Origin of the sequence: Crenobacter luteus (genome assembly GCF_004345725.1) — a bacterium.
In the GTDB taxonomy this organism is placed as follows: domain Bacteria; phylum Pseudomonadota; class Gammaproteobacteria; order Burkholderiales; family Chromobacteriaceae; genus Crenobacter; species Crenobacter luteus.
On sequence record NZ_SLXG01000003.1, the window covers coordinates 58,447 to 83,611 of the forward strand.

Below are 25,165 nucleotides of genomic sequence, written 5' to 3' on the forward strand. Positions count from 1 at the left end.
CGGCCTTGCCCGATTTTCGCGAATGACGACCATGTCCCAAGCGCTTGCCGAGCGCGCGGCGGAGCTCGCCGCGCTGCTCGAACGCTACAACCACGAGTACTACACGCTCGACGCGCCTACCGTGCCCGACGCCGAATACGACCGGCTGTTCCGCGAGTTGGCCGAGCTCGAGGCCGCGCACCCCGAACTCAGGCGCCCCGATTCGCCGACCCAGCGCGTCGGCGCCGCGCCGTTGCCGGCGTTCGCGCCGGTGGTGCACGCGGTACCGATGCTGTCGCTGTCCAACGCCTTCTCCGACCTCGACGCCCCCGACTTCGCCACCCGCCACGCCGAGCTGATCGCCTTCGACGAGCGCGTGCGCAAGGGGCTCGGCCAAGCGGTGGTCGAGTACGCCTGCGAGCCGAAATTCGACGGCCTCGCCGTCAGCCTTGTCTACGAAAACGGCGTGCTGGTGCAGGGCGCGACGCGCGGCGACGGCACGACCGGCGAGAACGTCACCGAGAACCTGCGCACCGTGCGCAGCATTCCCTTGCGACTCGAGACCCCGAACCCGCCGGCGCTGCTCGAGGTGCGCGGCGAGGTGCTGATGCTGAAAAAGGACTTCGAGCGCCTGAACGCCGAGCAGGCGGCGCGCGGCGACAAGCCCTTCGCCAACCCGCGCAACGCCGCCGCCGGCAGCTTGCGCCAGCTCGACTCCAGGATCACCGCGCAGCGCCGGCTGTCGTTCTTCGCCTACGGCGTCGCCCGCGTCGAGGGCGCCGACGCGCCGGCGACGCACGAGGCCGAGATGGCGTGGTTGGCGACGCTCGGCATCCCGCGCGTCGGCGACGGCCTCGCCGCCGTGGTCGAGGGCGCCGACGGGCTGGCGCGCTTCTACGAGGGCGTGCTCGCGCGCCGCGCCAGCCTGCCGTTCGACATCGACGGCGTGGTGTACAAGGTCAACAAGAAGGCCGAGCAGGAGGCGCTCGGCTTCGTGTCGCGCGCGCCGCGCTTTGCGATCGCGCACAAGTACCCGGCCGAGGAGGCGCTGACGGTGGTCGAGGCGATCGACGTGCAGGTCGGCCGCACCGGCGCGATCACGCCGGTCGCGCGCTTGGCGCCGGTGTTCGTCGGCGGCGTCACCGTCACCAACGCGACGCTGCACAACGAGGACGAGGTGCGCCGCAAGGACGTGCGCGTCGGCGACACGGTGATCGTGCGCCGCGCCGGCGACGTGATCCCCGAGGTGGTGTCGGTGGTGCTCGAGCGCCGGCCGATGCGCCCGGCCGACGGCGGCGACCTGTTCAGCGAGTCGACCGAGCCGCTGTACCGGCCGTACGCATTGCCCAAAACCTGCCCGGTATGCGGCAGCCACGTGGTGCGCGAGGAGGGCGAGGCGGTCGCGCGCTGCTCGGGCGGGCTCGCGTGCAAGGCGCAGCGCGCGCAGGCGATCCTGCACTTCGCCGGCCGCCGCATGATGGACATCGAGGGCCTCGGCGAGCGCTACGTCGAGAACCTGGTCGAGTTCGGCTACGTCAACGGCGTCGCCGACCTGTACCGGCTGACGTTGGCCGACCTCCTGGAAATGAAGCGCCGCGCCGACGCGCGCGACGGCGTCGAGCCCGAGACGGTCAAGGCCGGCAAGATCGCGACCTTGTGGGCAGAGAACCTGCTTTCGGCCATCGCCGCGAGCCGCCGGCCGTCCTTGGCGCGGCTGCTGTTCGCGCTCGGCATCCGCCACGTCGGCGAATCGACCGCCAAGACACTGGCCGACTGGCTCGGCCAACTGGCCACCATCCGCCGCGCGCCGGCGGCGCTGCTGGCCGCGCTGCCGGATATCGGCGCCGTGGTCGCCGAGGCGATCGCCGACTTCTTCGCCGAGCCGAACAACGCGGCGGCGCTCGACGCGCTTCTGGCCGCCGGCGTCGCGCCGGCCGACGAGCACCCGCCGCGCGCCGAGCTGGCCGCGAAGCTCGAACCGGCCGTGCTGCTGGCGCGACTGGCGATCCCGAAGCTGACCGAGACGCGCGCGCGGCAACTGGCCGGGCAGCAGCCGGATCTGGCGACGTTGGCCGAGCTGCCGCGCCGCGAGGTGATCGAGTTCAAGCTGCCGGCCGAGGTCGTCAACGCGCTGGCCGACTGGCTCGACGACGAGACGAACCGCGCGCAATTGCGCCGGCTTGCCGCCTTGCGCGCCGAACTGCTGGCCAGCCTGCCGGCCGAGTCGTGCCCGGCCAGGCTGGTGCTCGCCGGCAAGACGCTGGTGCTGACCGGCACGCTGCCGACGCTGACGCGCGACGCGGCCAAGGCAATGATCGAGGCTGCCGGCGGCAAGGTCGCCGGCAGCGTGTCGAAGAAGACCGACTACGTGGTCGCCGGCGAGGCGGCCGGCAGCAAGCTTGCCAAGGCGGAGGAGCTCGGCGTCGCCGTGCTCGACGAGGGCGGCCTGCTGGCGCTGCTGCAAGATACGCAATAACAACGGCTTATTTTTTGCAACGGACTGGAGGCGGAAGGGCAAACCCTCTACAATCCGCCCCGGTCTCTTCGAAGGAAGCGAACATGAAAAAGATCACCAAGGCCGTGTTCCCGGTAGCCGGTCTCGGTACCCGGTTCCTGCCGGCGACCAAGGCGAGCCCGAAGGAAATGCTGCCCATCGTCGACAAGCCGCTGATCCAGTACGCGGTCGAGGAGGCGATCGCCGCCGGCATGACCGAGCTGATCTTCATCACCGGCCGCAACAAGCGCTCGATCGAGGACCATTTCGACAAGGCCTACGAGCTCGAGACCGAGCTCGAGTACAAGAACAAGCAGAAGCTGCTCGACATCGTGAAGGGCATCCTGCCGCCGTCGGTGACCTGCGTTTACATCCGTCAGGCCGAGGCGCTCGGCCTCGGACACGCGGTGCTGTGCGCACGGCCGGTGGTCGGCGACGAGCCGTTCGCCGTCATCCTCGCCGACGACCTGATCGACGGCGAACCCGGTGCGATGGAGCAGATGGTCGGCGTCTACGAGGCGAGCGGCGCGTCGGTGCTCGGCGTCGAGACCGTCGCGCGCGAGGAGACCGGCTCCTACGGCATCGTCGAGATCGCCGACGCACCCGACGGCCGCCACCGCGTCACCAGCATCGTCGAGAAGCCGCACCCGGACGTCGCGCCGTCGACGCTGGCGGTGGTCGGCCGCTACATCCTGTCGCCGCGCGTGTTCGACAAGCTGGCGACCACCGGCGCCGGCGCCGGCGGCGAGATCCAGCTGACCGACGGCATCGCCGCGCTGTTGAAGGACGAGGCCGTGCTGGCCCACCCGTTCGACGGCGTGCGTTACGACTGCGGTTCCAAGATCGGCTACCTGAAGGCGACCGTCGCCTACGGCCTCAAGCATCCCGAGGTGGGACGCGAGTTCACCGCCCACCTCGAACAACTGAAACCCTAATCCGCCGGCGCGCCCCAGAGGGCGGCGTGCCGCCCTTGTCATCCAGGAGTTTTCCATGCCCAACCTCGCCGAAGCCCAAGGCATCCTCAACGGTGCCGACGTCCTCTTTACCGCCGAAGAAGTCAACGCCGCCGTCGACCGCATGGCAGCCGAGATCACCGAGAAGCTCGGCGGCGAATACCCGCTGGTGCTGGCCGTGATGGGCGGCGCGGTGGTGTTCACCGGCCAGCTCCTGCCGCGCCTTCTGTTCCCGCTCGACTTCGACTACGTGCACGTGTCGCGCTACGGCGACAAGACGCGCGGCGGCGAGCTGAACTGGAAGATGGCGCCCAAGGAGGACGTGCGCGACCGCGTCGTGCTGGTGCTCGACGACATCCTCGACGAGGGCGAGACCATGGCCGCGATCCGCGACAAGGTGATGGAAATGGGTGCCAAGGCCTTCTACAGCGGCGTGTTCGCCAACAAGCTGATCCAGAAGGCCAAGCCGATCGCCGCCGACTTCGTCGGCATCGACGTGCCGGACCGCTACGTGTTCGGCTACGGCATGGACGTGCGCGGCATCTGGCGCAACCTGCCGGCGATCTACGCGCTCAAGTAAGCGCCGCCCCCTCCCGACACCGCCCCCGGCCTTGCTGGCCGGGGGCTTTGTTTTGCGCCGCCGCCGTCGCGCCCGTTCGTGCCTATCCTTCCAGAGGGGGGCGCCATCGGGTGCGCCGCAACCCCGTCCCATCGGGAGACACGGATGCGCATCACCTTTCTCGGCGCCGCCGACACGGTCACCGGCAGCAAATTCCTGATCGAGCACGGCGGCCGGCGCGTGCTGGTCGACTGCGGGCTGTTCCAGGGCTACAAGGCGCTGCGGCTGCGCAACCGCGACGTCTTCCCGGTGCCGCCGGACACGCTGGACGCGGTGGTGCTGACGCACGCCCACCTCGACCACAGCGGCTACCTGCCGGTGCTGGTGCGCGACGGTTTCGCCGGGCCGGTCTACGGCACCGCCGCCACCGGCGCGCTGGCCGGGATCCTGCTGCCCGACAGCGGCCACCTGCTCGAGGAGGAGGCCGAGTACGCCAACCGCCACGGCTATTCCAAGCATCATCCGGCGCTGCCGCTCTACACCGAGGAGGACGCGGAGCGGGCGCTGGAGAACTTCCGCGTGCTGCCCTTTGGCGCCGAGCACGAGGTCGCGCCCGGCGTGCGCTGCCGGCTGCGGCCGGCCGGCCACATCCTCGGTGCGGCTTCGGTCGAGATCGTCGCCGGCGGCGTCACGCTGCTCTGCTCGGGCGACCTAGGGCGGCCGCACGACCCGATCATGATGGCGCCCGAGCCGGTCGCCCACGCCGACTACCTGCTCGTCGAATCGACCTACGGCGACCGCCGCCACCCGGCCGACAGTCCCGAGCGGCAGTTGGCCGAGGTGGTCAACCGCACCGCTGCGCGGCGCGGCGTCACGGTGATCCCGTCGTTCGCGGTCCAGCGCGCACAGTCGCTGATGTACTACCTGTACCGCCTCCGGCGCGCCGGCCGCATCCCCGAGCTGCCGATCTACCTGAACAGCCCGATGGCGAGCGACGTCACCGACCTGTTCCAGCGTTTCCACGCCGAGCACCGGCTGTCGGCCGAAGACTGCGCCGGCATGTGCCGCGTCGCGCACATCGTCCGCTCGGTCGAGGAGTCGAAGCGGCTGAACGAGCGCCACGGGCCGGCCGTCATCATCGCCGCCAGCGGCATGGCGACCGGCGGCCGCGTGCTGCACCACCTGAAGGCCTTCGCGCCCGACCCGCGCAACACGCTGCTGTTCTCGGGCTTCCAGGCCGGCGGCACGCGCGGTGCGGCCATCGTCGGCGGCGCGCGCAGCGTGCGCATCTTCGGCGAGGACGTGCCGATCCGCGCCGAGGTCGTCGCGATGGAGCACCTGTCGGCGCACGCCGACGCCGACGAGCTGATGGCGTGGCTGGACGGTTTCGCGCGCGCGCCGCGCCACACCTTCGTCGTCCACGGCGAGGCCGGCGCCGCCGATACGCTGCGGCGCCGCATCGCGCACGAAAAGGGCTGGAGCGTGTCGGTGCCCGAGCACCGGGCCGGCTTCGAGCTGCCGGGTGACGCGTGATGGGCGCCGGCCATCCGCTCACGCTCAAGTGGCTGGGCATCGACACCTACCAGGAGGCGGTGATCTACCTGCACCGCGACTGCGAGGTGTGCCGCTCCGAAGGCTTCGAGGCGCAGGCGCGCGTGCGCGTCGAGGCGGCGGGCGGCCAGATCGTCGCCACGCTGAACGTCGTCGACTCGGACATCCTCGCCCCGTGCGAGGCCGGCCTGTCGGTCGTCGCCTGGCGCCAGCTGCGCGTCGCGGACGGCGACACGGTGCGCGTGTCGGCCGAGCCGCCGCTCGACTCGCTCGTCGCGCTGCGCGGCAAGATCTACGGCCGGCGGCTCGACGCCGCGGCGATGCGCGCCATCGTCGACGACATCGCCGCCGGCCGCTATGCCAACATCTACCTGGCCGCCTTCGTCGCCGCCTGCGCCGGTGGCCGGCTCGACGTCGACGAAACCGTCGCGCTGACCCGCGCGATGGTCGACGCCGGCCAGCGGCTCGACTGGGGCCGCGCGCCGATCGCCGACAAGCACTGCGTCGGCGGCCTGCCCGGCAACCGCACCACGCCCATCGTGGTGGCGATCGCCACCGCCGCCGGGCTGACCATGCCCAAGACCTCGTCGCGTGCGATCACCTCGCCGGCCGGCACCGCCGACACGATGGAAACGATGGCGCCGGTCGAGCTCGACCTGCCGGCGATCCGCCGCGTCGTCGAGCGCGAGGGCGGCTGCGTCGTCTGGGGCGGGGCGGTCGGACTGAGCCCGGCCGACGACATGCTGATCCGCGTCGAGCGCCCGCTCGGCCTCGACAGCGAGGGCCAGCTGGTCGCCTCGGTGCTGTCCAAGAAGGTCGCCGCCGGCGCCACGCACGCGCTGATCGACATCCCGGTCGGGCCGACCGCCAAGGTGCGCTCGCCGCAGGCGGCCGCGCTGTTGATGACCCTGCTCGAGCATGTCGCCGCCACGCTCGGCCTGTCCACCCGCATCGTGCTCAGCGACGGCGCGCAGCCGGTCGGCCGCGGCGTCGGCCCGGCGCTCGAGGCGCGCGACGTGCTCGCCGTGCTGCGCCGCGAGGCCGGCGCGCCGGCCGACCTGGCCGAGCGCGCGCTGATGCTGTCCGGCGCGCTCCTGGAGTTCTGCGGCGCCGCCGCCGAGGGCACCGGCATCGCGACCGCGCGCGGCCTGCTCGACTCCGGCCGCGCCTGGCGCAAGTTCCTCGCCATCGCCGACGCGCAGGGCGGCTTTCGCGAGCCGCCGCGCGCCGCCCACGTGCGGATGGTCGACGCGCCCTGCGCCGGCCGCGTCGGTGCGATCGACAACCGGCTGGTCAGCCGCATCGCCAAGCTCGCCGGCGCCCCGCGCGACGCCGCCGCCGGGCTGGAGCTGTTCGTCAAGGTCGGCGACCGCGTCGACGCCGGCGCGCCGCTCTACGCGCTGCACGCCGAAAGCCCGGGCGAACTCGACTACGCCTTCGACTACCTCGCCGCCCACCCGGAGACGGTCGTGGTGCTGCCGGCATGAGCCGGGGGGCGGAAGCCTGACGGCGCGCGCGCCGGCCTGGCCGGAAAATCCGCCCGCCAAGGATTGCCCTGACGGGCGTTTTTCATGAAACTAGCCGCCTGATACGAACAACATAAACAGGTTGCGATCATGCTGGCCATCATCGGAGGCAGCGGGCTGTCCCGCCTGCCGATTCTCGAAGTCACCCACCGCCAGGTGGTGCGCACCCCCTACGGCGAGCCGTCCTGCGCGCTCAGCTTCGGCCGCCTCGCCGACCAGAACGTCGTCTTCATCGCCCGCCACGGCTACGGTCATTCGCTGGCGCCGCACGAGATCAACTACCGCGCCAACATCTGGGCGCTCAAGGAGGTCGGCGTCAAGAGCGTGATCGGCATCGGTTCGGTCGGCGGCATCCGCCAGGACCTCGCGCCCGGCACCCTGGTGGTGCCCGACAACCTGATCGACTACAGCTGGGGGCGCGAACATACCTTCTTCGAAGGACCGAACCGCCCGGTGGTGCACGTCGACTTCACCCACCCCTACGACCGTACCTTGCGCGCGCGGCTGATCGAGACGGCGCAGCGGGTCGGCGTGCCGCTGGTCGACGGCGGCGTCTACGGCTGCACCCAGGGGCCGCGGCTCGAATCGAGCGCCGAGGTGACGCGCCTGCAGCGCGACGGCGTCGACATGATAGGCATGACCGGCATGCCCGAAACCGCGCTCGCGCGCGAGCTCGGCCTCGGCTACACCCACCTGTGCGTGGTGTCGAACTGGTCGGCCGGCCGCGGCGACAGCCGCGAGGAAGTGATCTTCGACCGCGACGGCAGCCAGCTGGCCCGCGCGCTGGCCGGCGCGCAGGAGTTGCTGCGCGCCTTGTGCTCGGCCAATCCCTAAGCGCCCCAGAAGGAAGGCCCGATGTCCGAAATCCTCAAGCGCGAGATGATCGTGCCTCGCTACCTGACGCAGTTCTCCTGCGTCGGCCCGGCCTGTCCGGATACCTGCTGCTACGGCTGGCAAGTGCCGGTCGAGCACGAAACCTATACGCGCCTGCGGGACCTGCCAGACCGGGAACTCAAGCCGCTGATCAAGTCGGCGCTGCACCGCGGCGACGGCAAGAGCGGCAGCCGGGACTTCGGTTACCTGTCGATCAGCACGGATGCCTCGGCGCGTTGCGAACTGCTGAGCGACGAAGGCTTGTGCCGGCTGCACGCCAAATGCGGCGAGGCCATCCTGCCAGACATCTGCGCCAATTACCCGCGCATGACCAAGTCGGTCGCCGGTGCCTACGAACAGTTCGCGATGCCGTCCTGCCCGGAGGTCGCGCGGCTGATGATCGCCGACCCCGCGGCGATGACGCTGTCGGTCGCGACGCAGCCGGTGCGCAAGCGCATGGTGCTGGAAATCGCCGAGACGGGAAAAACGGCGGCGAACGAGGAGGTTAGGGCCTTCTTCCTCGCGCTGCTGGGCGCCGACGTGCTGCGCGTGTGGCAGCGGCTGGCGCTGTCGCTGCTGGTAGCCGAATCGCTCGAGCAGGCGATGAGCGCCGCTGCGCCGGACAGCGACGAGGATTACGCCCGGGTGACGCGGGCGGTTCTGGACGATTGGCAGCAGCGCCTCGCCGACGGCTTGGCGCTCGATGCGCTGGCGGGCTGGCGTCGCAACCAGCCGCTGCACCTGCGCGCGCTGGCCGCCGCCAGCCGGATCCGCAGCGAGATGCACTTCAACCGTCCGCGCTATCTCGCGCTGATCGGCGAGGCGCTCTCGGCGCTCGGGCTGGAGGGCGACGAGGCGGCCGGTGACGACGAGGCGTTCCGGCGCCTCGGGCAGGCGCGGCTGTCCGACGCGCGCGACGCCGCGCTCGGGCGCGTGCTGCTCAACTTCGCCCACATCCACTACTACCCGCTGCAGACGGACAAGGGCCTGGCGCACGAGGTAAGGGGGCTGTGCCTGCAGTTCCTGATGCTGCGCTTCTGGTGCGCGGGCCTTGCGCTGTCGCGCGGCGGCGAACTGTCCGACGCGGACCAGGCCGAGCTGGTTTACCTGTTTTACCGCACCACGATCCACTACCAGGACTACCTGCCGCGCTGCATGGACGCCTTCGAGCAGGCCGGCCTGGTGCAGGCGGAGCACTGGCTGCTGTTGCTGCCCGACTAAAAATATTCAAAAAGGGCCTAAAGTTCCGTCCGGCGATGACGATATAGCCAGTGAAGGCGGTAGCGCCGGCATGGGGCCGGCAGGCGAAACGCCAGTATCGATGCTTCCAAGGAGCGGACCATGCTAACTATCAACTCCAACGTTCCCTCGTTGACCGCGCAGCGCAACCTGGGCTCCTCGCAAAACGCGCTGTCGACCTCGCTGCAACGCCTGTCGTCGGGTCTGCGCATCAACAGCGCGAAGGACGACGCCGCCGGTCTGGCCATCTCCGAACGCATGTCGGGCCAGATCCGCGGTATGGATCAGGCCAAGCGCAACGCCAACGACGGCGTGTCGATGGCGCAGACCGCCGAAAGCGCGCTGTCGTCGGCCGGCGACATCCTGCAGCGCATCCGCGAGCTGGCGGTACAGTCGTCCAACTCGAGCAACTCGGCGTCCGACCGCCAAGCGCTGCAGGCCGAAGTGACCCAACTGACCTCGGAACTGGACCGCATCGCCCAGACCACCGAATTCAACGGCCAGAAGCTGCTCGACGGCACCTCGGGCACGCTGACTTTCCAGGTCGGCGCCAACTCCAACCAGACCATCTCGGCGACCGCGAGCAACTTCCGCACCCAGAACTACGGCAACAACAACGTCACCGTCGCCGGCAGCGCGTCCAAGGCCACCACCAATATGGTAGCGGGCAAGGACATCACCGTGTCCGGCCACCTCGGTTCTGCCAAGTACACCACCGTCGCCTCCGACTCGGCCAAGAGCATCGCCGCCAACGTCAACAAGCTGACCTCGCAGACCGGCGTGACCGCGACCGCCAAGACCGAGGCCAACCTGACGCTGGAAGCCAGCAAGACCTTCTCGATCGCCATTACCTCGGACAACGCGACCGCCATCAACGTGTCCTTCCGCACCGGCGCCAGCGTGTCGAGCGCCGACGACTACAACGAGGCGATCAACGCGATCAACGCCGCCAGCGGCAAGACCGGCGTGACCGCCGAGTATGACGCCACGCTGGGCGGCATCAAGCTGACCAACAGCACCGGCGCCGACATCAAGCTGGACAACAATGCCGGCTCGGGCGACATCACGCTGGCGACCTACAACAACACCGGTACCACGCCGGCGCTGGTCGCCGCACCGGGTGCGACCGCGGCGGGCGCGACCACGATCGCCAACGGTACCGTGGTGTTCGACTCCGAGAAGAGCTTCTCGGTGACCGACGCCGGCTCCGGTCTGGCGCTGGGCGGTGCGTCGTCGCTGAAGACCGTCGCCTCGCTCGACGTGACCTCGTTCGCCAACTCGCAGAACGCGATCAAGATCGTCGACTCGGCCCTGCAGGCGATCAACGGCCAGCGCGCCCAGTTCGGTGCCCTGCAGTCGCGCTTCCAGAACACCATCTCCAACCTGCAGTCGTCGTCGGAAAACCTGACCGCCTCGCGCAGCCGCATCCGCGACGCGGACTTCGCTGCCGAGACCGCGACGCTGAGCCGCAACCAGATCCTGCAGCAGGCCGGTACCGCGATGCTGGCGCAGGCCAACCAGCTGCCGCAGCAGGTGCTGTCGCTGCTGCGCTGATCGGGCGCCTGATTGATCGGCCAGTCCTGAAAAAAAACCCGGTGGCCGTTGGTCGCCGGGTTTTCTCCTTGGGAGAGTATGATGTCAGCTTTGAGTCCTATCGTTCCCGGCGCCTCGCTGGTGCCGAACGGCCTCGCCGAGGCACCTGGCCGGCCGGCGCCGCTGCCCGGCCAGCGCGCCGCCGCGCCGACCGTCGAGGTCGCGCCGCAGGCGGTGCAGGCCGCGTCGGCCAGCGAGGCGCAGCGGGGTTTCCAGCCGTCCGACGAGGAGCTGGAAGACGCGCTGGAAAAGGTCGGCAAGGCCGTGTCCGCCTGGCGCAGCGAGCTGGAGTTTTCCGTCGACAAGGAGTCGGGCACGCCGGTCGTCAAGGTGATCGACCGCCAGACCGAGCAGGTGATCCGCCAGATTCCGTCCGAGGAAATGCTGCGCATCGCCAAGAGCCTGGACAAGATCCTGGGCGTGTTCGTCGAACAGAAGGTCTGAGCCGCCGGCCCGCTGCCGGCGATTGTCGAGAGTCGGGGCGCGCGACGCGGCCGCCCCTGTTGAAGTCGAGGAGAGACCATGGCGCTGAGCGTATCCGGCCTGGGTTCCAACCTGCCGATCGACGACCTGATCTCCAAGTTGATGTCGGTCGAATCGCAACCCTTGCAGAAGCTGAACAGCAAGGAGGCATCCTACCTGGCGAAGGTGTCGGCGCTGGGGCAGATCAAGGGTGCGGTGTCCGCGTTCCAGAATGCGACCCGTGCGCTGCAGGACAGCAGCAAGTTCAACGCCGTCAAGTCCAGTAGCGGCAACGCCGACGTGGTGACGATCTCAGCCGGCAGCAAGGCGGCCTCGGCCAACTATTCGATCAAGGTCGAGGAACTGGCGCAAAGCCAGAAGCTGGCGAGCGGCATCTTCAGCAGCGCGAGCTCGGCGATCGGCGGCGGCAAGCTGACCTTCACCTTCGGCAGCACCAGCGGCGGCAGCTTTACGCCGAACGCCGAGAAGATCCCGAAGACGGTGACGATTCCCGACAACGCGACGCTGAACGACATCCGCGACGCGGTCAACAAGGCCGACATTGGCGTGTCGGCCAGCGTGGTCAACGACGGCAGCGGCAACCGCCTCGTGTTCAGCTCGAACACGACCGGCACCGCGAGCACGCTGAAGATCGAGAACAGCGACGACGGCGGCGCGCTGGCCGGCTTCGCGCATGTGCCCGGCGGCAGCACGCTGACCGAGGTGCAGGCGGCCAAGGACGCGCGCTTCACGCTCGACGGCCTCACCATCGTCAAGCAGAGCAACACCGTGACCGATGCGGTCGAGGGGCTGACCCTGACGCTCAAGCAGAAGCAGAAGGCCGAGGACGCGGCGGTATCGCTGTCGGTCACGCGCGACAGCAGCGGCATCAAGAAGACCATCGAGGACTTCGTCAAGAGCTTCAACGAGCTCAATTCGGCGCTGACCCAGGCGTCGTCGGTCGACATGAACGCGACCACCAAGCCGGGCGAGGCACGGCCGGCGGCCGCGCTGAGCGGCGAGACGGTGATCCGCACCATCCGCACCCAGATCCGCAACGTGTTCAACTCGGTGCAGGACGTCGGCGGCGCCTACCGCGTGCCGGCCGACGTCGGCCTGGGCTTCAACCAGGACGGCTCGATGAAGCTGGACACCGGCAAGCTGCAGAAGGCCATCGACAGCAACCCGCAGGACATCCTCAAGCTGTTCGGCTCGGTCGGCACGCCGACCGACCCGCAAGTGTCCTTCGTCTCCGCCTCGGGCAAGACCGCCAGCGGCGACTACGCGGTCAACGTCGCCAGTCTGCCCAACGGCGTGCTCGGCGGCGCCGGCGTCGTGCCGTCCGCGCTGACCGTCGCGCCCGGCGGCCAGACTTTCCGGGTCAAGATCGACGGCACCAGCAGCGCCATGCTGACGCTGCCGGCCGGCACGTACACGCCGGCCTCGCTCGCCACCGCGCTGCAGAGCGCGATCAACGGCGACGCGACGCTGACCGCGGCGGGCGCCAAGGTGGCGGTTTCGGTCGACAGCGTCACCGGCAAGCTGGTGATGAGCTCGCAAAAGACCGGCACCAGCTCGACCGTCGAGGTGCTCAGCGGTCTGGACGCCGTCGGCACTTCGCCGGTCAACCTGTTCAACAACGGCGCGGGCGTGGCCGGCTCGGCCAACGTGTCCGGCACCATCGGCGGCTACGCGGCGACCGGCAACGGCACCGTGCTGACCGGCGCCGTCGGCACGCCGGTCGAGGGGCTGGCCATCGACATCGGCGGCGGCCCGACCGGCGAGCGCGGCACCGTCGGCTTCGCCAAGGGCTTCGCCTTCGCGCTCGACGGCGTGCTGGCGCAACTGCTCGACGACAAGAGGGGGGCGATCGCGTCCCGCACCGAGGGCCTGAACAATTCGGTCAAGGAGCTTGGCAAGCAGCGCGACGTGCTGAACCGTCGTCTCGAGGATGTGGAAAAACGCTACCGGGCACAGTTCACCGCGCTGGACGCGATGGTCTCGCAATTCAACAACATCGGTAACTTCCTGAGCCAGCAACTCGCGGGCCTGAACAAGTCGTAACCCTAGCGGGCCGAGGAACACACCATGCGCAATCCCTATCTGAACGCTTACAAGGACAGCCTGGCCGTCGAGGTGGAGGCGGCCAGCCCGCACAAGCTGGTGCTGATGCTGTTCGACGGCGCGGTCGCCGCCATTCGTCAGGCCGCGCTGCAGATGGCCAACGGCAACGTGCCCGAAAAGGGGCGCCTGATCGGCAAGGCCGCCGCCATCATCGACGAGGGGCTGCGCCCCTCGCTGAACCGCGACGCCGGCGGCGAACTGGCGGCCAATCTCGACGATCTCTACGAATACTGCGGCCTGCGCCTGCTCGAGGCGAACCTGAACAACGACCCGGCGCTGCTCGACGAGGTCGCCCGCCTCCTGGGCGAGATCCGCGACGCCTGGGCGCAGATCGGCAAGGCGCCCGCCACCGCGCCGGCCCGGCCGCCGGCCCAGCAGGGGATGCACTATGGGGCAGCCTGACGGCCTTGAGACTTGGCGGCAATGGTTCGATACTGTCAGTACCCTGCGGCAACTGCTGGAAGCGGAGCGTTGGGACGAGGCGATCGAACGGGCGGCCGAGGTGCTCGAGCTGCAGCGCCGTCTCCCCGACCTGGGCGGCTCTGGCGCCGAGCCAGCGCTGGTCGCGGCGCTCGAGACGGCGCGCGGCGACATCCGCGCGATCGAGCAGGGCATGGCATTGCAACGCGACGAACTGGCTGCGGCGCTGCAATCGCTGCGAACCGAAGACAAACTAAGCAAGGCCTACGGCGGCTAGCTTGCGCTGACGGTTCGGTGGGGTGCATGCGGCCGGCGTCACAACATCCAGGGTGCTGATCGTGGAATGGTTGGTCTTGTCTCTCTTGTGCGTTTCCATGGTCGGTACCGGGGCACTGGCGTGGTGGGTCCGTTCGCTGCACATGGCCCGCCGCATCGATTCGGCCCACCTCGACGGCCTGCAGCAGCAGATCGTCGCGCTGCAGAAAGACCTGCGCTATCTTGCCGAGCAGACGAGCAAGCGCCCGGCGCTGCCATCGGCGCGCGTGCTGCCGGCCGAGGTCGCCGCCAGCACCCCCTACGCGCAGGCGATCGAGCTGGTGCGCCAGGGGCTGGCCGCCGCCGAGGTCGCCGAACGCTGCGGCATCTCGCGCAGCGAGGCCGAACTGATCATTTCGCTGTATCGCAACAACTCGCCTTCCTGAGCGCATGCTGAACCCCATCGTCCCGCCCCCCGGCTCCTCGGTCGCACCGGCGCCGCAGGCCGGCCCGTCGGCCCCTCAGGCCGTCGCCGCCGTCAAGCTGCTGGGCGAGGGCAGCCGGCCGCTGATCGCCGCCAGCGTACTACCGGCGCGCGTGCCGCTTCTGGCCGTCGGCGAGCAGGTGCTGGCGCGCGTCGCCGAACGGCTCGACGGCAACCGGCTGGTTGCGCTGATCAAGGGCAACGCCTTCACGCTCGATTTGCCGCCCGACCTCAAGGTCGGCGGCGACACGCTCAGGCTGCGCGTCAGCCAGCCCAGCCCGTCGCTGACCTTCGTGTTGCTGGACGCCGGCCAGCCGGCCGCCGACGCTGCCGGGACGGACGGCTCGACCGCCGTGCAGTTGAGCCGCTCGGCGCAATACCTGAACGACCTCCTGGCCGCCGCGCGCGAGCGCGGCGGCGGCGCCGCCCGCGCGCAGGGCGCGCTGCTGTCCCTCACCCCCGAGCAGCCGGACAGCCTGGCCGAGGGGCTGCGGCAGGCGGTCGGCAAGAGCGGCGCCTTTTACGAGTCCCACCTGAAGGACTGGGCCGACGGCCGCCGGTCGCTGGCCGAGCTGCGCGACGAGCCGCAGGCGCGGCTCGCGGCTGCCGAGCAGGACGAGCGCGCGTCCGGCCGCTCGGCCGTCGCCGAGCTCGGCCAACTGGTACAGCGCCAGCTCGACGCGCTCGAGCAGCGCCAGCTGCAATTGCCGGTGCTCGCCTGGCCGGGGCAGCCGGCCGAACTGACGCTGCGCGAGGAGGCGCGCGCCGAGCGCGAGGCCGACGGCGGGGAGGGCGACGCCGCCGCGCGCGGCTGGCACACACGGCTCGACCTCGAACTGCCCGGGCTCGGCGGCCTGTCGGTGCGGCTCGCGCTCTCCGGCGGCGCGGTCCAGGTCCGCTTCGCGGCCGACGACGCGGCCGCGTCGTCGCTGATCGAACGCCACGCCGACCGGCTCGCGTCCGGCCTGGGCGCGGCCGGCCTGCACCTCGCGCAACTGACGGTGGGCGCCGATGGCCGCGATGCCGACTGAGGACAATCGCCGCTCGGCGGTCGCGCTGTCGTACCGCGAGGGCCAGAAGGTGCCGCGCGTGGTCGCCAAGGGCTACGGCGAGTTGGCCGAGCGCATCGTCGAGCGCGCGCGCGAGGCCGGCGTGTTCGTGCACGATTCGCCCGCCCTGGTAGGCCTGCTGATGCAGGTCGACCTCGACAGCCAGATACCGCCCGAACTCTACCGCGCGGTCGCCGAGGTGCTCGCCTTCGTCTACTTCCTCGAACAGCAGGCGCTGTCGCCCGACACTCCCTTCGCCGACCGGCAGGCCGCGCGCCCCGCGGCGGCGGCCGATTCCTGAGCCGGGCTGTGCCGCCCGCCGCCCCGGGGCGCTGTATCTGGCGCGACAGGCGCTCCGTCGCTTAGTCTCCGGGCTGCGACACCCACAAGACTTTGCCACCGCGCAGGGCGGCCGCCGTCGCCGCCCCGTCATCGAAAGGAAGCAGAATGAAAGTCGGATTCATCGGGCTCGGCATCATGGGCCGGCCGTGCGTGCTCAACCTCCTGAAAGCCGGCCACGCCGTCACCGTCTGGGCCCGCCGCCGCGAGTCGGCCGAGGACCTGCTCGCCGCCGGCGCGAGCTGGGCCGACAGCCCGGCCGCGCTGGCCGGCGAGGTCGAGCTGGTCATCACCAACGTACCCAACACCGGCGACGTGGAAAACGTGCTGCTGGGCGACAACGGCGTCGTCCACGGCGCCCGTCCCGGCCTCGTGTGCGCCGACATGAGCACCATCTCGCCGATCGGCGCGCGCCGCATCGCCGAAAGCTTGGCCGAGCACGGCGTCGACTTTCTCGACTGTCCGGTGTCCGGCGGCGAGGTCGGCGCGATCAACGCGACGCTGTCTATCATGGTCGGCGGCAAGGCCGAGGCGCTCGAGAAGGCGCGCCCGGCGCTCGCGGCGATGAGCAAGTCGATCACCCGCATCGGCGACTCGGGCGCCGGCCAGGTCGCCAAGGCGTGCAACCAGATCGCCGTCGGCGCGACTATCCTCGGCGTCGCCGAGGTGGTGAAGCTGGCGCGCGCCTGCGGCGTCGACCCGGCGCCGGTCCGTCAGGCGCTGATGGGCGGCTTCGCCGCCAGCACCGTGCTCGACATCCACGGCCAGCGCATGATCGACGACAACTTCGCGCCCGGCTTCAAGGCGGTGCTGCACAAGAAAGACATGGGCATCGTGCTCGAGACCGCGCGCGAGCTCGGCATCAAGCTGCCCGAGTCGGCGCACATCGCCGAGCTGATCGACCGGCTGATCGAGCGCGGCGACGGCGAGCTCGATTCGTCCGCGATCGCCCGGCTGGTGTGGGAAGACAACTGAAGCCGCCCGGCGCCCGCCCCGAACCGCCCCTTCGTGGGCGGTTTTTGCTGGGCGGGACACCGCTTCGCTTGGGGCGTCGCGCGGGCTCGGCCAACGTCGCGGCCCGGCCGGGCGCCGAAACGACAAGCCCCGCGAGAGCGGGGCCGGGAGGGGGGCGTCGCGACCTTCATCGCCGCGAACAGCTTCGCCAGTTCCTCGCGCGACAGGGCGCGCTTGCGGGCCTTTTCGGTGCCGCCGGCGTCGTTCAGGTCGAAGGCCGAGGCGGGGTTGTACTCGCACATGTGCCGCTTGATCGCATAGTCGAACATGCGCCGCGTCCACCTCAGCACGTCGTTGGCGATGGTCGGCGCGCCGCGCTTGACGATGGCCTTCAGCATGTCGTCGATGTGGCGCGGCTTCACGTCCTCGACCTTCATCTTGCCCAAGTGCGGTCCGATGTCCTTGTCGATCCGGCGGCGCACGATGTCCGGGTGCTTCCAGCGTCCGAGGATCATGCGCTCGTAATACTCGTTGGCGAGGTCGAGCACGCGCGTCGCGGCTTTCTCGGCCTCGATCTTGGCGACGGCCTCGGCCTTGCGTTCCTGTTTCTCGCCGGCCACGTCATGGCCGAGCGCGACGCGCGCGGCCAGCGCCTTGGCGGCCTCGCGAGCCTTGGCGAGGGATAGCTCGGCGTAGGTGCCGATCTGTACCGTGCGTTGCTTGCCGGCGAAGCGGTAGCGGAAGCGCCAGACGGGCACCTTGTCCGCTTCGCGGTAGCGCAGCCACAGCCCATCGCCGTCCGCCTTGCCCTCGAAGCGCTCGCCCGCCCGGACCCATGCCTTGATCTGTACGTCTGTCAGCTTGCCCATGCCGGCCTCCTGAATAGCGAGTAGACGCCCCCGGCCCGCGCCGGCCTTGAAGGTCGGAAAACGCAAACAGCGAATAGGGGGTGTGTCCCAAAATCGTGTACCCAAACCGGCTTGGGTACACGCTTGGGTACACACGAATTATGCGCTTTCCTGCCACGTCGTGACACAACATGAATGAATAAAGCCCCGGCTGACGGGGCTTTGCTGGTGTCGATGATCCGGCATGACACGCCGTGACAGGCTATTCCAAATTCTGGATTTGTTCGCGCATCTGCTCGATCAGCACCTTCAGTTCGACCGAGGCCTGCGTCGTTTCCGGCGACACCGACTTGGAGCCGAGCGTGTTCGCCTCGCGGTTCAGTTCCTGCATCAGGAAGTCGAGCCGCTTGCCGGCCTGGCCGCCGGCCTTGAGGATGCGGCGCACTTCGCTGACGTGGGTCGACAGGCGGCCGAGTTCTTCGTCGACGTCGATCTTCTGCGCGAACAGCGCGAATTCCTGCTTGATGCGGTCGTCGTCGACGCTGCCGAGCGCCTCGGCCAACCTCGCCGACAGCTTGGCGAGGTGGGCGTCGAGGATCTGCGGCAGGCGCGGCTTGACGCCGGCGACGATGGCCTCGATGCCGTCGAGTTTGTCGAGCAGGATGGCCTTGAGCTTCTCGCCCTCGCGCGCGCGGCTGGCGTTGAAGTCGTCGAGCAGGCGGCCGAGCGTTTCGAGCGCGCCCTTCTGCAGCGTTTCGGCGGCGAGCTCGTTGCTCTTGAGCACGCCGGGCCAGCGCAGCAGCTCGGCGGTCGACAGCGGGGCGAGGCCGGGGCGCAGCGCGGCCAGCTCGTCGCCGAGCGCGAGCACGCGCTCGAGCAGCGCACGGTTCAGTTCCAGCGACGGGGCGTCCGATTCGGCGACATTGAAGCCGATGCGGCATTCGACCTTGCCGCGCGTGACCTTGGCCGAGATCAGTTCGCGCAGTTGCGACTCGACCGGGCGCAGCTCCTCGGGCAGGCGCATCTGCAGGTCGAGGTAGCGGTGGTTGACGGCGCGCAGTTCGAGGTTGAGCACGGCGCCGGGCAGGTCGCGCGTCGCGACGGAAAAGCCCGTCATGCTGAGGATCATCAAGAAAACTCCGGGAAATATTGCAGTAAAATGATTGACGCCTACGCGGTCTGAGCGGCTAAGCTAAGCCAGGTTTTCAGACCCCGGTCCACTATAACAACGGCCCCGACATGACTCAATCCGCGCCGCAAAAACCGCTGCCCGCCGGCTACCGTCTGGGTGATTACACCGTGGTCCGCCAGCTGTCGGTTGGCGGCTTCAGCATCGTCTACCTGGCGCTGGACGATCAGGAGCGGACCTTCGCGATCAAGGAATACCTGCCGCACAGCCTCGCCTGCCGCAGCGAGCAGTTCGCGGTGACGGTAAAGAACGAGCTCGACCGCGACGCCTTCAACCTCGGCCTGAAGTGTTTTTTCGAAGAGGGGCGCGTGCTGGCGGGCATCCACCATCCGAACGTGGTGCGGGTCAGCAATTTCTTCCGCGCCAACCATACCGTCTACATGGTGATGGAGTACGCGGACGGGCGCCCGCTGTCGCGCGAGCTGGAGCTGGCCGGCGGCCGGCTGGCGGAGCGGCGCCTGCGGCGCGTGTTCGCCCATCTGGTCGCCGGGCTGCGCGAGGTGCACCTGAACCGCCTGCTGCATCTGGACCTGAAGCCGGCCAACATCTACCTGAGGCGCAACGGCGCGCCGCTCTTGCTCGACTTCGGCGCCGCGCGCGAGACGCTGATGCGCGGCAGCCGCCAGTTCGCGTCGATGTATACGCCGGGTTTCGCCGCACCCGAACAGTATCAGCGCGACGGCGCGCTCGGGCCGTGGACCGACATCTACGCGATCGGCGCCTGTCTTTACACCTGCATGGGTGGCACGCCGCCGCCGCCGGCCAACGAGCGCGTGCAGCACGACGCGCTCGCGCCGGCCCGCGACGCGTTCGCGGCCTACTATTCGCCGGAACTGGCCGCACTGACCGACCGTTGCCTCGCCCTCTCGCCCGACGAACGGCCCGCCAGCCTGATGCAGCTACAGAAGCTGCTGATGGCCGAAGGCTACGCCGCGCCGGCGACGCAGCGCGCCGAGCCGGCGCTGGTCGAGGGGGGCGACGTGCCGTCGCGGCTGGTGAGCTGGCTCAAGCACATTACCCGGCGCGTCGAGTGAGGAAGAGGCGATGAAAATGGCATTTTTCCAGGACAGCCGCGTCGGCGGCCGTGCCTACAACCAGGACCGCAGCGCCTTCGCCTATACCGCGGAGGCGGTGCTGCTGGTCGTCGCCGACGGCATGGGCGGCCACCTGCAGGGCGAGGTCGCCGCGCAGATCGCCTGCGACGTGCTCGCCGAGTGTTTCCGCCGGCAGGCGCAACCGACCGTCGACTACCCGAACCGTTTCCTCGTCAACGCCGTCGGCGCCGCGCACCAGGCGATCCTCGATCACGCGATCGACCACCACCTGCCCGAGATACCGAGCACCACCGTCGTCGTCGCGCTGCTGCAGAAGGGCATGCTGTACTGGTGCCACGTCGGCGATTCGCGCCTTTACCTGATCGACCAGGACGGCGTGCGGCTGCGCTCGCGCGACCACTCCCAGGTGCAGCGCATGATCGAGCAGGGCCTGCTGACCGAGGAAACCGCACGCGTCCATCCCGACCGCAACAAGATCTACAACTGCCTGGGCGCCGCGCCCGAGCCGGACATCGACATCGGCGAGCGCCAGCCGCTGGCGCCCGGCCAGACGGTGCTGTTGTGCAGCGACGGCTTGTGGGGCCATATCCACGACGCCGAATGGGACAAGGTGTTCGCCGCCGGTCGCACGGTCGGCGTGGTGCTGCCGGCGCTGATGACGATCGCCGAGCGCCGCGGCGGCGCCGGCGGCGACAACCTGACCGCGCTCGGCGTCACGCTCTTGCCCGACACGGTCGAGTTGGCCGAGCGGGCAGACCTGATCGACACCGCCAGCGCCGCCACTGGCCGGCGCCCGTCCGAGCCCGGCTGCGAGCACAACCTCGCCATCGCCCACCGCGAAATCCTCGCCAGCCAGCTGCCGCCGCGGGCCTGAGCGGCCGGCCCCGGCGCGTCCGGGGTCGAGCCCGCGTCCAAGAGCTTGTATAATTTACGGTTTTTGCACGAGTGCCTGTCATGCGCCCCTCCCAACGTTCCGCCGACGCCCTGCGCGCGGTCAAACTCACCCGTCACTACACGCGCCACGCCGAAGGTTCGGTGCTGGTCGAATTCGGCGATACCAAGGTGATCTGCACCGCCAGCGTCGAAGAAAGCGTGCCGGGCTTCCTCAAGGGCCGCGGCCAGGGCTGGATCACCGCCGAATACGGCATGCTGCCGCGCTCGACCGGCAGCCGCATGCGCCGCGAGGCCGCCTCCGGCAAGCAGTCCGGCCGCACGCAGGAGATCCAGCGCCTGATCGGCCGTTCGCTGCGCGCGGTGGTCGACCTCGCCCGGCTCGGCGAGCGCCAGATCGTGATCGACTGCGACGTGATCCAGGCCGACGGCGGCACGCGCACCGCCAGCATCACCGGCGCCTTCGTCGCCTTGCACGACGCGATCTCGGGCCTGATCGCCGCCGGCAAGCTGGCCGAGAGCCCGATCAAGGATTTCGTCGCCGCGATCTCGGTCGGCGTCTACGAGGGCGTGCCGGTGCTCGACCTCGACTACCCGGAAGACTCGGCCTGCGACACCGACATGAACGTGGTGATGACCGGCGCCGGCCGCTTCGTCGAGGTGCAGGGCACCGCCGAGGGCGAACCGTTCAGCCGCCAGGAAATGAACGCGCTGCTGGAGTTGGCCGAGAAGGGCATCGGCGAGCTGATCGCCAAGCAGAAAGAGGCGCTGGGGCTGTGAGCAAGAAGGTTTTACCGTCGCGCCGCCTGTCGGTCGCGCCGATGCTGGACTGGACCGACCGCCACTACCGCTACTTCGCGCGGCAGATCACCCGGAACACCTGGCTTTACACCGAGATGGTGACCACCGGCGCGCTCTTGTACGGCGACGTCGCGCGCCACCTGCGCTACGACGAGGCCGAGCACCCGGTCGCGCTGCAGCTGGGCGGCTCCGAACCCGACGAACTGGCGCGCTGCGCGAAGTTGGCCGAGCAGTGGGGCTACGACGAGGTCAACCTCAACGTCGGCTGTCCGTCCGAGCGCGTGCAGAAGGGCGCCTTCGGCGCCTGCCTGATGGCCGAGCCGGCGCTGGTGTCCGACTGCGTGAAGGCGATGCGCGACGCGGTCGGCATCGACGTCACCGTCAAGCACCGTATCGGCATCGACGCGGTCGAGGATTACGACTACGTGCGCGATTTCGTCGGCCGCGTGTCCGAGGCCGGCTGCACCACCTTCATCGTCCACGCGCGCAACGCCATCCTCAAGGGCCTGTCGCCGAAGGAAAACCGCGAGATCCCGCCGCTCAAGTACGACTACGTCTACCGCCTCAAGCGCGACTTCCCCGACTTCGAGATCCTGATCAACGGCGGCGTGAAGACCAACGACGAGATCGCCACCCACCTCGAACACGTCGACGGCGTGATGGTCGGCCGCGAGGCCTACCACAACCCGTGGCTGATGGCCGACTGGGACGCGCGCTTCTACGGCGACGCGGGCGAGCCTGCGACGCGCGACGCGGTGATCGCGGCGCTGCTGCCGTATATCGAGCAAAGGTTGGCCGAGCCGGGCGCGCAGCTGCGCCACATCGCGCGCCACATCCTCGGCCTCTACCAGGGCCAGCCGGGCGCGCGCGTCTGGCGCCGCATGCTGTCGGATTCGACGCTGCTCAAGGGCGCCGACGGCAGCCTGCTGCTCGCCGCGCGCGATCGCGTTGCCCGCGACTGATAGGCAGTGGTGCGCACCGGCCGGCACGGATGTCGATCCGGCCGGCCGGTCGTCGTTTTCGCAGCAGCGACGATGTCGTGAAAATCAAACAGAACGTAGCGAAATTGTCTACTTTGTGACGATTTTTCGCGAAAAAATGGACATAAATCGCCCGGAATCCAGAGCTTTTCCGGCGGCGGATTTTTCGCTTCCGGTGCGCGCGCATCTGTGGCTAAATCGCTGCCGGCACCGGGCCCGACATTGGGAGCAAGCATGTTCGACCGCATCGTGCTGGCGAGCAACAACGCCGGCAAACTGAAGGAATTCTCCGCGCTGTTCGCGCCCTTGGGGATCACCGTGATCCCGCAGGGCGAACTGGGCGTGCCCGAGTGCCCGGAGCCGCACCACACCTTCCTCGAGAACGCGCTCGAGAAGGCGCGCCACGCCAGCCGCGTGACCGGCCTGCCGGCGCTGGCCGACGATTCGGGCATCTGCGTCGACGCGCTCGGCGGCGCGCCCGGCGTGTACTCGGCGCGCTTCGCCGGCGAACCGAAGTCGGACGCGCGCAACAACGCGCTCTTGGTCGAAAAACTGCAGGGCGAGGCGAACCGCCGCGCCTGGTACACCTGCGTGCTGGTGCTGGTGCGCCACCCCGACGACCCGCATCCGATCGTCGCCGACGGCGTGTGGGTCGGCCAGGTGCAGGACACGCCGGCGGGTGAGGGCGGTTTCGGCTACGACCCGTACTTCTTCCTGCCCGAGCACGGCCGCACCGCCGCCGAGCTCGACCCGGCCGAGAAGAACCGCATCAGCCACCGCGGCCAGGCGCTCGCGGCGCTGATCGCGCGCCTGAAGGCGCTGGCATGAGCGTCGTCTCGCTCGACGCGCTGCGCTGGGGGCTGAAGGAGTTGCCGCCCCTGTCGCTCTACGTGCACGTGCCGTGGTGCGTGAGGAAATGCCCGTACTGCGACTTCAATTCGCACGAGGCGAAGAACGGCTTCGACGAGATGGCCTACGTCGACGCCTTGCTGCGTGACCTCGAATTCGACCTGCCCAAGGTCTGGGGCCGGCCGGTGCGCACCATCTTCATCGGCGGCGGCACGCCGAGCCTGTTGTCGGCCGCCGCGATCGACGCCTTGCTGACCGGCATCCGCATGCGCGTGAAGCTCGACCCCGAGGCCGAGATCACGCTCGAGGCGAACCCCGGCACCTTCGAGATCGACAAATTCCAGGGCTTCCGCGACGCCGGCGTCAACCGGCTGTCGATCGGCATCCAGAGCTTCAACGAGGCGCACCTGAAGGCGCTCGGCCGCATCCACGACGCCGCCGAGGCGCGCCGCGCGGTCGAGATCGCGACCGGCATCTTCGAGCGGGTCAACCTCGACCTGATGTACGCGCTGCCGAACCAAACCTTGGCCGAGGCGCTCTCCGACGTCGAGACCGCGATTTCCTACGGCGTCAGCCACGTGTCGGCCTACCACCTGACCATCGAGCCGAACACGCTGTTCGCGGTGCAGGTGCCGGCCAACCTGCCCGAGGACGACGAGTCGGCCCGGATGCAGGAGGCGATCGAGCAAAGGTTGGCCGAGGCCGGCTACCTGCATTACGAAACCTCGGCGTTCGCCAAGCCTGGCCAGCAGAGCCGCCACAACGTCAACTACTGGCAGTTCGGCGACTACCTCGGCATCGGCGCCGGCGCGCACGGCAAGCTGTCGTTCCACGACCGCATCGAGCGCTTCATGCGCGCCAAGCAGCCGGCGGCCTACCTGAAGGCGGTCGCCGACGGCGTGCCGAACCAGAGCCTGCATAGCGTCGACAAGGCCGACCTGCCGTTCGAATTCATGATGAACCTGATGCGGCTGACCGGCGGCTTCGAGAGCCGCCTGTTCCAGGAGCGCACCGGCCTGCCGCTGATCAAGATCGAAGCCGAACTGAAACAGGCCGAGGCGCGCGGGCTGATCGCGCGCGACCTCGCCACCATCCGGCCGACCGAGCTCGGCCAACGTTTTCTGAACGACCTCTTGACCCTCTTCCTCAAAGAAGGAGACTGACATGGCTCGCGAAATCATCCACACCGACCTGGCCCCGGCCGCGATCGGCGCTTACTCCCAGGCCGTCAAGGCCGGCGACACCGTCTACCTGTCCGGCCAGATCCCGCTCGACCCGACGACCATGACCGTCGTCGAAGGCGGCTTCGCAGCCGAGGCGCACCAGGTGTTCAAGAACCTGAAGGCGGTGTGCGAGGCGGCCGGCGGCGACCTGAACAAGATCGTCAAGCTCAACGCCTTCCTGACCGACCTGTCCAACTTCGCCACCTTCAACGAAGTGATGGGCCAGTACTTCGCGCAGCCGTACCCGGCGCGCGCCGCCATCGGCGTCGCCAGCCTGCCCAAGGGCGTGCAGGTCGAAGCCGACGCGGTGATGGTGCTGGGCGAGTAAGCCTCGGCCAAGCTTGCCGTGTGCAGCGCGCCCCGCGGGGCGCGTTTTTTGCGCGCGCTGTACCGCGCGCGCGGGCGCGACGCTGTCGCTTGTCGGGCGGCGCGCCGGCCTCTATCGTGAAGCGTTCCGTTTCCTTGCTGCGAGATC

24 protein-coding genes and 1 pseudogene are annotated in these 25,165 nt (G+C 69.4%); 23 read left to right on the plus strand and 2 right to left on the minus strand.

Features of this window, described 5'->3' with window-relative positions:
* The first annotated feature begins 31 nt into the window (after positions 1–31).
* From ligA to EV683_RS02895, 16 genes are all read left to right on the plus strand, one after another.
* Positions 32–2,455, plus strand: a complete 2,424-nt coding sequence (ligA, locus tag EV683_RS02820) for an NAD-dependent DNA ligase LigA (protein WP_207910386.1) — start codon at positions 32–34, stop codon at positions 2,453–2,455.
* Positions 2,456–2,538: 83 nt separating this feature from the next.
* The gene (galU, locus tag EV683_RS02825; RefSeq protein WP_131861768.1) at positions 2,539–3,408 is read left to right on the plus strand and encodes a UTP--glucose-1-phosphate uridylyltransferase GalU; all 870 of its coding nucleotides are present in this window, start codon (positions 2,539–2,541) and stop codon (positions 3,406–3,408) included.
* A gap of 55 nt (positions 3,409–3,463) precedes the next feature.
* Positions 3,464–4,006 (plus strand): hypoxanthine-guanine phosphoribosyltransferase, encoded by a 543-nt coding sequence (locus EV683_RS02830; RefSeq protein ID WP_066611985.1) that lies wholly within the window; start codon positions 3,464–3,466, stop codon positions 4,004–4,006.
* Positions 4,007–4,150: 144 nt separating this feature from the next.
* On the plus strand, positions 4,151–5,518 hold the full coding sequence (locus EV683_RS02835) for an MBL fold metallo-hydrolase RNA specificity domain-containing protein (protein ID WP_066611984.1): 1,368 nt from the start codon (positions 4,151–4,153) through the stop codon (positions 5,516–5,518).
* On the plus strand, positions 5,518–7,023 hold the full coding sequence (locus tag EV683_RS02840) for a thymidine phosphorylase family protein (RefSeq protein ID WP_131861769.1): 1,506 nt from the start codon (positions 5,518–5,520) through the stop codon (positions 7,021–7,023). The genes EV683_RS02835 and EV683_RS02840 overlap by 1 nt, the downstream gene beginning before the upstream one ends.
* Positions 7,024–7,152: 129 nt before the next feature.
* Complete coding sequence (locus EV683_RS02845) at positions 7,153–7,896, plus strand: S-methyl-5'-thioinosine phosphorylase (RefSeq protein ID WP_066611980.1); 744 nt, start codon at positions 7,153–7,155, stop codon at positions 7,894–7,896.
* 21 nt (positions 7,897–7,917) lie between these two features.
* A complete protein-coding gene (gene fliB / locus EV683_RS02850) occupies positions 7,918–9,156 on the plus strand; it encodes a flagellin lysine-N-methylase (RefSeq protein WP_131861770.1) in 1,239 nt (412 codons plus the stop codon).
* Between the two features lie 120 nt (positions 9,157–9,276).
* The gene (locus tag EV683_RS02855; protein WP_131861771.1) at positions 9,277–10,728 is read left to right on the plus strand and encodes a flagellin N-terminal helical domain-containing protein; all 1,452 of its coding nucleotides are present in this window, start codon (positions 9,277–9,279) and stop codon (positions 10,726–10,728) included.
* Positions 10,729–10,809: 81 nt separating this feature from the next.
* A complete protein-coding gene (locus EV683_RS02860; protein WP_165916778.1) occupies positions 10,810–11,211 on the plus strand; it encodes a flagellar protein FlaG in 402 nt (133 codons plus the stop codon).
* Positions 11,212–11,289: 78 nt separating this feature from the next.
* Positions 11,290–13,293, plus strand: coding sequence for a flagellar filament capping protein FliD (gene fliD, locus EV683_RS02865; protein ID WP_131861773.1), 2,004 nt, complete (start codon positions 11,290–11,292; stop codon positions 13,291–13,293).
* A 24-nt stretch (positions 13,294–13,317) separates the two neighbouring features.
* Positions 13,318–13,755, plus strand: a complete 438-nt coding sequence (gene fliS, locus EV683_RS02870; RefSeq protein WP_131861774.1) for a flagellar export chaperone FliS — start codon at positions 13,318–13,320, stop codon at positions 13,753–13,755.
* Complete coding sequence (gene fliT / locus EV683_RS02875) at positions 13,742–14,050, plus strand: flagellar protein FliT (protein WP_131861775.1); 309 nt, start codon at positions 13,742–13,744, stop codon at positions 14,048–14,050. The genes fliS and fliT overlap by 14 nt, the downstream gene beginning before the upstream one ends.
* Positions 14,051–14,111: 61 nt before the next feature.
* Entirely contained in the window at positions 14,112–14,474 is a 363-nt protein-coding gene (locus EV683_RS02880) for a DUF2802 domain-containing protein (protein WP_131861776.1), read from the plus strand.
* Positions 14,475–14,478: 4 nt separating this feature from the next.
* Entirely contained in the window at positions 14,479–15,543 is a 1,065-nt protein-coding gene (fliK, locus tag EV683_RS02885) for a flagellar hook-length control protein FliK (RefSeq protein ID WP_131861777.1), read from the plus strand.
* On the plus strand, positions 15,533–15,862 hold the full coding sequence (locus EV683_RS02890; RefSeq protein WP_131861778.1) for an EscU/YscU/HrcU family type III secretion system export apparatus switch protein: 330 nt from the start codon (positions 15,533–15,535) through the stop codon (positions 15,860–15,862). Before fliK ends, EV683_RS02890 begins: the two co-directional genes overlap by 11 nt.
* 146 nt (positions 15,863–16,008) lie before the next feature.
* Entirely contained in the window at positions 16,009–16,875 is an 867-nt protein-coding gene (locus tag EV683_RS02895; RefSeq protein WP_066611963.1) for an NAD(P)-dependent oxidoreductase, read from the plus strand.
* 266 nt (positions 16,876–17,141) lie between these two features.
* Here the strand turns inward: EV683_RS02895 and EV683_RS14765 are convergent.
* Both EV683_RS14765 and EV683_RS02905 read right to left on the minus strand, forming a co-directional pair.
* Positions 17,142–17,723: pseudogene (locus EV683_RS14765) on the minus strand (tyrosine-type recombinase/integrase); the annotation flags it as partial.
* Between the two features lie 241 nt (positions 17,724–17,964).
* Entirely contained in the window at positions 17,965–18,831 is an 867-nt protein-coding gene (locus EV683_RS02905; RefSeq protein WP_131861855.1) for a YicC/YloC family endoribonuclease, read from the minus strand.
* Between the two features lie 110 nt (positions 18,832–18,941).
* On the opposite strand from EV683_RS02905, the gene EV683_RS02910 reads away from it, so the two are divergent.
* The 7 genes from EV683_RS02910 (at position 18,942) to EV683_RS02940 (ending at position 25,018) form a co-directional block, all read left to right on the plus strand.
* The gene (locus tag EV683_RS02910; RefSeq protein WP_131861779.1) at positions 18,942–19,925 is read left to right on the plus strand and encodes a serine/threonine-protein kinase; all 984 of its coding nucleotides are present in this window, start codon (positions 18,942–18,944) and stop codon (positions 19,923–19,925) included.
* 10 nt (positions 19,926–19,935) lie between these two features.
* Positions 19,936–20,820, plus strand: coding sequence for a PP2C family protein-serine/threonine phosphatase (locus EV683_RS02915; protein WP_131861780.1), 885 nt, complete (start codon positions 19,936–19,938; stop codon positions 20,818–20,820).
* Positions 20,821–20,900: 80 nt separating this feature from the next.
* Entirely contained in the window at positions 20,901–21,617 is a 717-nt protein-coding gene (gene rph, locus EV683_RS02920; protein WP_131861781.1) for a ribonuclease PH, read from the plus strand.
* A complete protein-coding gene (dusA, locus tag EV683_RS02925; RefSeq protein WP_165916779.1) occupies positions 21,614–22,600 on the plus strand; it encodes a tRNA dihydrouridine(20/20a) synthase DusA in 987 nt (328 codons plus the stop codon). Before rph ends, dusA begins: the two co-directional genes overlap by 4 nt.
* A gap of 252 nt (positions 22,601–22,852) precedes the next feature.
* Positions 22,853–23,446 carry an RdgB/HAM1 family non-canonical purine NTP pyrophosphatase gene (rdgB, locus tag EV683_RS02930; protein WP_131861782.1) on the plus strand — a complete coding sequence of 198 codons (594 nt, stop codon included), beginning with the start codon at positions 22,853–22,855 and terminating at the stop codon, positions 23,444–23,446.
* On the plus strand, positions 23,443–24,630 hold the full coding sequence (gene hemW, locus EV683_RS02935; RefSeq protein WP_131861783.1) for a radical SAM family heme chaperone HemW: 1,188 nt from the start codon (positions 23,443–23,445) through the stop codon (positions 24,628–24,630). The genes rdgB and hemW overlap by 4 nt, the downstream gene beginning before the upstream one ends.
* A 1-nt stretch (position 24,631) precedes the next feature.
* Positions 24,632–25,018, plus strand: a complete 387-nt coding sequence (locus EV683_RS02940; protein ID WP_131861784.1) for a RidA family protein — start codon at positions 24,632–24,634, stop codon at positions 25,016–25,018.
* Positions 25,019–25,165 lie beyond the last annotated feature (147 nt).